This is a genomic window from Rubneribacter badeniensis (assembly GCF_002899695.1).
Classification (GTDB): domain Bacteria; phylum Actinomycetota; class Coriobacteriia; order Coriobacteriales; family Eggerthellaceae; genus Rubneribacter; species Rubneribacter badeniensis.
The window spans coordinates 1-7221 of record NZ_PPEL01000116.1 but is presented as its reverse complement, the minus strand read 5'-3'; the positions used below and the strand labels follow the sequence as shown (position 1 = coordinate 7221).

Annotated in this window: 6 protein-coding genes and 2 tRNA genes; 3 read left to right on the top strand and 5 right to left on the bottom strand. The window is 68.1% G+C overall.

The features are described from left to right. Positions 1-560: 560 nt before the first annotated feature. Both C2L80_RS12605 and C2L80_RS12600 read left to right on the top strand, forming a co-directional pair. Positions 561-1976, top strand: a complete 1416-nt coding sequence (locus tag C2L80_RS12605; protein WP_103263322.1) for a CCA tRNA nucleotidyltransferase — start codon at positions 561-563, stop codon at positions 1974-1976. A 175-nt stretch (positions 1977-2151) separates the two neighbouring features. Further along, positions 2152-2871, top strand: coding sequence for a CDGSH iron-sulfur domain-containing protein (locus C2L80_RS12600; RefSeq protein ID WP_239939002.1), 720 nt, complete (start codon positions 2152-2154; stop codon positions 2869-2871). 85 nt (positions 2872-2956) lie between these two features. Here the strand turns inward: C2L80_RS12600 and C2L80_RS12595 are convergent. Together C2L80_RS12595 and C2L80_RS12590 are read right to left on the bottom strand one after the other, a co-directional pair. Beyond that, positions 2957-3033 (bottom strand) — tRNA-Glu (locus C2L80_RS12595). Positions 3034-3060: 27 nt separating this feature from the next. Next, positions 3061-3134, bottom strand: a tRNA-Gln gene (locus C2L80_RS12590). 391 nt (positions 3135-3525) lie between these two features. On the opposite strand from C2L80_RS12590, the gene C2L80_RS12585 reads away from it, so the two are divergent. Further along, positions 3526-5166, top strand: coding sequence for an amidohydrolase (locus C2L80_RS12585; RefSeq protein WP_103263320.1), 1641 nt, complete (start codon positions 3526-3528; stop codon positions 5164-5166). A 19-nt stretch (positions 5167-5185) separates the two neighbouring features. Here C2L80_RS12585 and C2L80_RS12580 read toward each other — a convergent pair whose 3' ends face one another. The 3 genes from C2L80_RS12580 to C2L80_RS12570 form a co-directional block, all read right to left on the bottom strand. After that, positions 5186-5950: an aminoglycoside 3'-phosphotransferase gene (locus tag C2L80_RS12580; protein WP_087193937.1), complete on the bottom strand. Its 765-nt coding sequence runs from the start codon at positions 5948-5950 to the stop codon at positions 5186-5188. A 7-nt stretch (positions 5951-5957) separates the two neighbouring features. After that, on the bottom strand, positions 5958-6749 hold the full coding sequence (gene thiD, locus C2L80_RS12575; RefSeq protein WP_103263319.1) for a bifunctional hydroxymethylpyrimidine kinase/phosphomethylpyrimidine kinase: 792 nt from the start codon (positions 6747-6749) through the stop codon (positions 5958-5960). 107 nt (positions 6750-6856) lie between these two features. Further along, the coding region (locus C2L80_RS12570) for a thiamine phosphate synthase (protein ID WP_193602640.1) at positions 6857-7221 on the bottom strand (365 nt) is incomplete at its 5' end.

Sequence of the window (7221 nt, the reverse complement as noted above, 5' to 3'; positions counted from 1 at the left end):
GGCCGTCTCGGAATCGACTCGTCGTCGACTGGCTTTTCCTTGCTCCTCAGTATCCGGTTCTCAAGGTTCCCGCGGGGCCCTTGGGGCCCCTCCGCTCCGGCCTTCCGCCGAAGCGCGAGGAGATATGTTACCCGCCCGCCTCCCCGCTGTCAAGAACTTTTTTCCAAGTCCTCGGAAGTTTTTTTCGATCGATCCGTTGAACATCTCTCTCGAAAAGCCGGGGAACCGGCTCTGCGTTTCTCTCCCCGAAAAACGCAGCTCGAATATAATACTCACTTGGCCCTATGAGCGCAAGACCCAATTTTGCGAAATTTTGAAAAAAGTTTGGGCGACACCGAAGAAGCACGCGATTCGCCTCTTTGAACTGCGAAAACCACGAACAGACAAGCCGGTGGCTTTGTCCGGCAGATGCTGCCACTCGATCCTCTGCGCCAACAGAACAGTTGCGTCGTCGGCAAGGCGCTCCAAAAGAGCAAGCAGAAGCCCCAGCGCGACGAAACGCCTCGCTTCTATTAGTATAAGGAGCATGAGAGCCGACCGAACACGAAGGAGCGTCCGCGATGCCAGAACCCGCCAGCCAAAAGAAAGACGCTGCGCAGCCCGCCGCCGTCATCGCACTGCCTCCGACCGCCCTTTGCGTGCTGGACGTCCTCGAGGGGGCGGGGCACGAGGCCTGGGCCGTGGGCGGATGCGTGCGCGACGCATTGCTTGGACGTCCGAGCGGCGACGTGGACGTGGCCTCCTCGGCAACATGGCGCGAGGCGCAACGGGCCTTCGAGGCGCGGGGTTTGCGCACGCACGAGACGGGGACGAAACACGGCACGCTGACGGTGATAGCAGACGGCTCCCCCGTCGAAGTGACGACCTATCGCGCAGACGGACCCTACGACGAGGATGCCCGGCATCCGAAGTCCGTGTCGTTCGTGCGCTCCATAGAAGAGGACCTTGCACGCCGCGACTTCACCATGAACGCGCTCGCCTACCACCCCCGGCGTGGTCTGCTCGACCCGTACGGAGGGCGGGCCGACCTTGATGCGGGAATCATTCGAGCCGTCGGCGATCCGGCGCGGCGCTTCTCTGAGGACGCGCTTCGCATCCTGCGAGCCTGCCGGTTCGCCGCGCAACTCGGATTTCGCATCGAGGAGAAGACTTTCGAGGGCATGCTGGCGAACAAGGGCTTGCTTGTGCGCGTGTCGACCGAGCGGACAACGCGCGAGATCGAAAAGCTGCTCGTCGGACGGTTCGCAGGATCGGCGCTGCTCTCGTGCGTCGACGTGCTGGCCGCGGTGCTGCCCGAGCTCGTGGCCATGAAGGGGTTCGATCAGCGCACCCCCTACCACGTGCACGACGTCCTCGAGCATACGGCCCACGTCGTCGATGCGACGCCGCCGCAGCCGCTCGTGCGCTGGGCCGCGCTCTTCCACGACATGGGCAAACCGGCTCTGTTCTTCGCCGACGCGCGCGGCATCGGGCATTTCTACGGCCATCCGGCCCTCAGCGCGTCGATGGCCCGCGGGGCGATGGCGCGGCTCTCGCTCTCCTCGGCGTTCGCCGCACGGGTGCTCGAACTGGTGAGGCGCCACGACGACGCCCTCTCCCCCACGCCGAAGTCGGTGCGCCGAATGCTTGCAAGCCTTGGCGGCGACGTCGAGCTGTTCCGCGCGCTGTGCGACCTCAAGCGCGGCGACGCAGCCGGACAGGCACCCTTCTGCCGAAGCCGCATCAAGGAGGTCGACGCGGTCGAAGCGCTGCTCGACGACATCCTCGCAGCCGACGAGGCGTTCTCGCTTGGACACCTCGCCGTGAACGGACGGACGGTCCTCGCGCTCGGAGCGGAGCCCGGCCCGATCGTGGGACAGGCGCTCGACGCGGCGCTCGACGCCGTGATCGACGGCGAAGCGCCCAACGACCCCGGAGCCTTGCGCGCCTTCCTCGCCGAATGGCTTGCCGAGCACGCCGACAAAGCGCGGTCGTGACGGCAGGTTGACCGGGCCTTGACGCTTTCCCTCGAAAGCAAAGGGCGACGCGCCGTCCCTCCTATACTTGCCTCGTTCAACCCAAACGAGCGAAAGCGAGGAACGCATGCCCTCCACCTCCGCACCGACAGCGACGCGCCCGACCGCCGAGCGGCAGCCCGTCGCAGAGCAGCGCATGAGCATTGCCATTTCGCCTGATGGACCGTACCTCGTGAGCGGGGGCGTCCCCCTGATCCAGCAAGCCATCATGCCGACAGGCGGCCACTACGAGTACCGCACCGTGCGCATGTTTCCTCCCCAAGAGGAGTACGCGCTGTGCCGCTGCGGGCGCTCGAACGAGGCCCCGTTCTGCGACGGCACGCACCGCCGCGTCGTCTTCGACGGCGCCGAGACGGCCTCGCGAGCGCCGTTCGACGAGCGCGCCGACGTCTATCCCGGACCCCGCGTGACGCTGCTCGACGACGGCCGCTGCGCGTTCGCCCGCTTCTGCCATCGCGAGGACGGCGACGCCTGGACCCTCACCGAGCTCTCCTTCGACGAGCGCCTCGAACGCGAAGCCGTGAAGGCGTCCTCGGACTGCCCGGCCGGACGCCTCGTGCACGTGGACGCCCTCGAGGGAACCAGGTACGAGCCGCGCCTCAAGCCGTCGATCGCCGTGCTCGAGGACGTGGAGGAAGGCGTCGGCGGCCCGCTGTTCGTGCGCGGCGGCATTCCGCTTGCGAGCGCGGACGGGTCGGAGTACGAGCTTCGCAACCGCTATGCGCTATGCCGTTGCGGAGCCTCGGGGAACAAGCCCTTCTGCAACGCCATGCACGCGGCCATCGGATTCGACGACAGATTGGAGGAACGGGCCGCCGAGTCCGAAGACCCCGCAGACGACGCGCGCAAACGCTGAGCGAACGCGAAAGCCTTGCCCCGTGATGCAGACGAAGGTGAAAAGGAAAGGCCGGAAGCGAAACCGCTTCCGGCCTGTAATGTTCTGGTAGCTCCGACCGGATTCGAACCGGCGACCTCCGCCTTGAGAGGGCGGCGTCCTAAACCGCTAGACGACGGAGCCACATCATTGCGCTTCTCTTGTCGGAAATGGCTGGGGTGGAAGGAGTCGAACCCTCACATACGGCACCAGAAACCGCTGTCCTGCCATTAGACGACACCCCATCGGATTCCCGATGCGCATCCTGCCACTTCAAAAGCAAGGTGCGAGCGCGAGCAAGTATATTACGGGGTGCGCGTCGAATCGTCAAGCCCTGTTTTCGATTTTTTTCAGAAAGCCGCCGAAAACCCTTTCGGCCCTTCCGTCCGAACCCAGTGCCGGACGCAAGACCGTAAGCGTGCACGGCCTTGCGCCCGCCGAGGCGTACGACCACGCCGCTCGCCTCGACGAAGCGCCGTCCGAAGACCGAAAACCCTCGCATAGGCCCGCATGCCGTTTCGCCCCGCGCTCGCGAGGCGTACAATGGCGGCTGCGCGACGCGGAAGGCTCGGATGATGAGCGGAGCGCAAGACGACGATGCGAACGCGCAGCGGCACGTTCGGAAAGGAGCAACGTATGCGCATCGACACGATCATCGAGAGCGAGCGCGTGTTCACCGGCGGCGACGCGGTCATGCCGGCGGCAGTGGCCATCTCAGGAGACCGCATCGCCGCCATCGGGCCGCGCGAAGAGATGCGCGCGCTCGCACGGGAGACGAACGGCAACGCGGCGGCTCCCGAGGTGCGCGACTTCGAAGACGCGCTCGTAGTGCCGGGCTTCCACGACTCGCACCTGCACTTCTTCCACTCGGCCGTGTACGCGTCCGCGCTTGCAACCACGTTTCTGGGAGAGAGCGAGGCCGACTGCGTGGCGCGCATGAAGCGCTTCGCCGAGCGCCGCCCGACAGGCTGGCTGCTCGCCCAAGGATGGCGCGAGTACCGCTGGAACCCTCCCGTCATGCCCACGAAGCGCTCGCTCGACGAGGCCTTCCCCGCGCGCCCCGTGGCTTTGTATTCGGGCGACGCCCACACGCTGTGGCTCAACTCGACCGCCTTGCGCGAACTGGGCCTGACGCGCGAGAGCGAGCCGCCCGCAGGAGGGTCGTACGACCGCTTCGAGGACGGCGAGCTGACGGGCGTCGTGCGCGAGGCGGCCGCCATGGAGCTTATGCCAAGGATCATGGGCGCCTTCTCCGATTCCGAGGTTGCCGACGCCTACCGGGGCTTTCTCGCCAAGCTGGCGCGAAACGGCGTGACGAGCGTATGCGACATGTCGCTCATGGCGCATCCCGGGCTCGACTTCATCCGCGACGACGTCCATGCGGCGCTGCTCGCTCGCGGCGAGCTGACGGCGCGCGTGCACCTCTTCCCCACCCTCCTTGCCGACATGGGGCGCTTCGAGGCCATGCGGGAGGCGTACACGGGCCCGATGCTTCAGGCGTCCGGCTTCAAGCAGTTCTTCGACGGCGTGTCGAGCCAGCACACGGCCTGGGTGACCGAGCCGTACGCGAACGCGCGCTTCGACGGCGACTGCGGACGGCCCACCGTGGACGCGCAGACGATGCGCTCGCTCGTGCTGGCCGCAGCGGCGAAGGGATTCCCCGTGCGCATCCACACGATCGGCGACGCGGCCATCCACGCGGCGCTCGACATCTTCGAGGAGGCCCGCGCGACGTACGGCCCCTTGCCCGAAGGACGGCGCAACTGCCTGGAGCATGTGGAGAACTTCCTGCCGGACGACGTGGAGCGGCTCGCCGCGCTCGACGTGGTGGCGGCCGTGCAGCCGCCGCACATGACGCTCGATCCCGGCGGTCCCGAGCGCGATTTGGGAGCCGAGCGCGCGAAGCTCATGTGGCCGTTCCGCACGCTTCTGGGCACGGGCGCGACGCTCGCGTTCGGAACGGACTCGCCGGTGGTGGACGTGAACTCGATGGACGTGCTGTACAGCGCGACGACGCGGCAAGATCCGGCCACGCACGAGCCGGCTGGCGGATGGCTGGCCTCCGAGCGCATCGGGATGGCCGAGGCCCTGCGCGCCTACACGCAGGGCAGCGCCGCGGCCGCCGGACGCGCGCACGAACTGGGGATGCTCGAGCCGGGCATGCTGGCCGACGTGGCGGTGCTCGACCGCGACGTGCTCTCGTGCGCGCCCGACGACGTGCAGAGGACGCGGGTGCTGGCCACGTTCACGGGAGGGCGGTGCGTGTTCGAGGCGTGATCGGGATCTGAAAGGGGCCTCATCCGTCCAGGCAGGAGATAAGGCCCGCCACCTCTATGCGCGCGGGATCGATGTCGGCGGCGCCGTACGCGTCGAAGAACGCATCCCCGTACGCGTCGGTGCCCAGGTTGTAGCGCAGCGTCCATCGACCCCAGTACAGGTCGTAATGCCGATCCCCCCGGCCGGCCATCCCCAGGTCGATGAACCCGGCGAAGCGGTATTCGCCGTCGAAGAACACGTTCGGCAGGCAGAAATCGCCGTGGACGACCACGTCGTCTTCAAGCAGACGGGCCCCTGCCCGGATGCGCTCGTAGATGCGGTCGATGTCCGTTTCTCCGATGGCGCGCGCCATGACCTCGTCAAGCTCGCGGGCGCGATGGTTCCGCTCCACGCGCGCGAGCATGTCGGCTGCGCTGTTGGAGAACGGGCAGTCCCCGATGCCGCGGTCGTGGAAATCACGCAACGCCCTGCCGAGCGCGCGGGCGAGGCGATCGGGATGCGACATGAGCTGCGAGCTGACGGCGGGCGAACCCGGCAGCGGGCGCATGAGCAGACGATCCCGCTCGCCGCTCTCGTAGCCTAATGCCTCGGGCGCAAGGCCGAGCGGATGGAAGAAGCGAAGCGCCTCGTGCTCTCGCCTCAAAGAGCCCGCCTCTCCCGACTTCAGGTAATAACAGCCGTCGTCGGCATCGAGGCGCACGGTGAGGGCGCCCGACGAACCGCTCACGTCTCGAACCTTTTCGGGATGCCGCGCCTCGAACGCGCATGCGCTCGCAACGTCCATGGAAGCCCTACCTCCCTCCCCATGCCCACATGTGGTCGAGGGGGCCGCTGCCGCGCCCAAGGTTGAGCCCGGCGGCCAGCGCGCCGGTGACGTACGCCTTGGCGCCCGCCACGGCCTCGGCCATGCCCTTCCCCGCGGCCAGCCCGCACGCGATGGCCGACGACAGCGTGCAGCCGGTGCCGTGGGTGTTTCCCGTGTCGACGGCGGGCGCGCGGAACCACCGCACCGTGCCGTTGGGAAGGGCCAACACGTCGTTCGCGTCGTTCGCGCCGTGGCCGCCCTTCACGAGCGCGGCCCCGCCGCACATCCCGAGCAGCTGGCGGGCAGCGCGCTCCATCGCGGCCTCGTCGGCGATGGGAAACCCGCACAGCACCTCGGCCTCGGGGATGTTGGGCGTGACGACGTCCGCAAGCGGCAGCAGGCGGGCGCGCAGGGCGGCCACCGCGTCCTCGTCGATAAGGCGCGCACCGCTCGTGGCCACCATCACGGGATCTGCCACGACGTTGCGCGCGCCGTGGGCCGCAAGCCGCTCGGCCACGGCCTCGATGATAGCGGCCGACGACACCATGCCGATCTTCACGGCGTCGGGCCGGATGTCGTCGAACACGGCGTCGATCTGGGCCGCCACGAACGTCGGCTCAACCTCGCGCACGCCGGCAACGCCGAGGGTGTTCTGCGCCGTGAGCGCCGTGATGGCCGTTTCGGCGAACAGCTTGTGGGCGGCGATGGTCTTGATGTCAGCCTGGATGCCGGCGCCGCCGCTTGAATCGGATCCCGCGATGCTCAGCACTGCTTTCATGATGTCGTCCTTTCTTCGGCCGATTCGCACGGCCGCTCGGAGCAGAAGGGTCGAAGGCGGGCGAACGCCCGGATGCCTTCGAGGCGCGCCGCACAAGGCGCGAAGCGCTATGCGCCCAGCACCTCCCGCACAACCGCGCGCAGATGGCGGGCCGTGTCTTCGATATCGTCCGCCGCGAAGAGGGCCGACACCACGGCCGCCCCGTCGGCCCCGCTGCCCGCGAGCGCGGGCAGCGTGCGCGCGTTCAGCCCGCCGATGGCGACGACGGGGATGGTCACCGCCGCGCAGATGACGGAAAGCCCGTCCACGCCTGTGACGACGGCGTCCGTTTTCGTGGGCGTGCCGAACACCGCGCCCGCGCCCAGGTAGTCGGCCCCGGCCTCCTGCGCCGCGAGCGCCTGCGCCGCCGTCTGCACCGACACGCCCACGACGGCATCCGGACCGAGGGCGGCCCGCGCCTCGGCGCACGCGG

Bases quoted from the DNA above. Each gene is read 5' to 3' on its own strand.
- thiD (WP_103263319.1), bottom strand. From the start codon at position 6,749: ATGAAAGCAGTGCTGAGCATCGCGGGATCCGATTCAAGCGGCGGCGCC.
- C2L80_RS12605 (WP_103263322.1), top strand. From the start codon at position 561: ATGCCAGAACCCGCCAGCCAAAAGAAAGACGCTGCGCAGCCCGCCGCC.
- C2L80_RS12580 (WP_087193937.1), bottom strand. From the start codon at position 5,950: ATGGACGTTGCGAGCGCATGCGCGTTCGAGGCGCGGCATCCCGAAAAG.
- C2L80_RS12585 (WP_103263320.1), top strand. From the start codon at position 3,526: ATGCGCATCGACACGATCATCGAGAGCGAGCGCGTGTTCACCGGCGGC.
- C2L80_RS12600 (WP_239939002.1), top strand. From the start codon at position 2,152: ATGAGCATTGCCATTTCGCCTGATGGACCGTACCTCGTGAGCGGGGGC.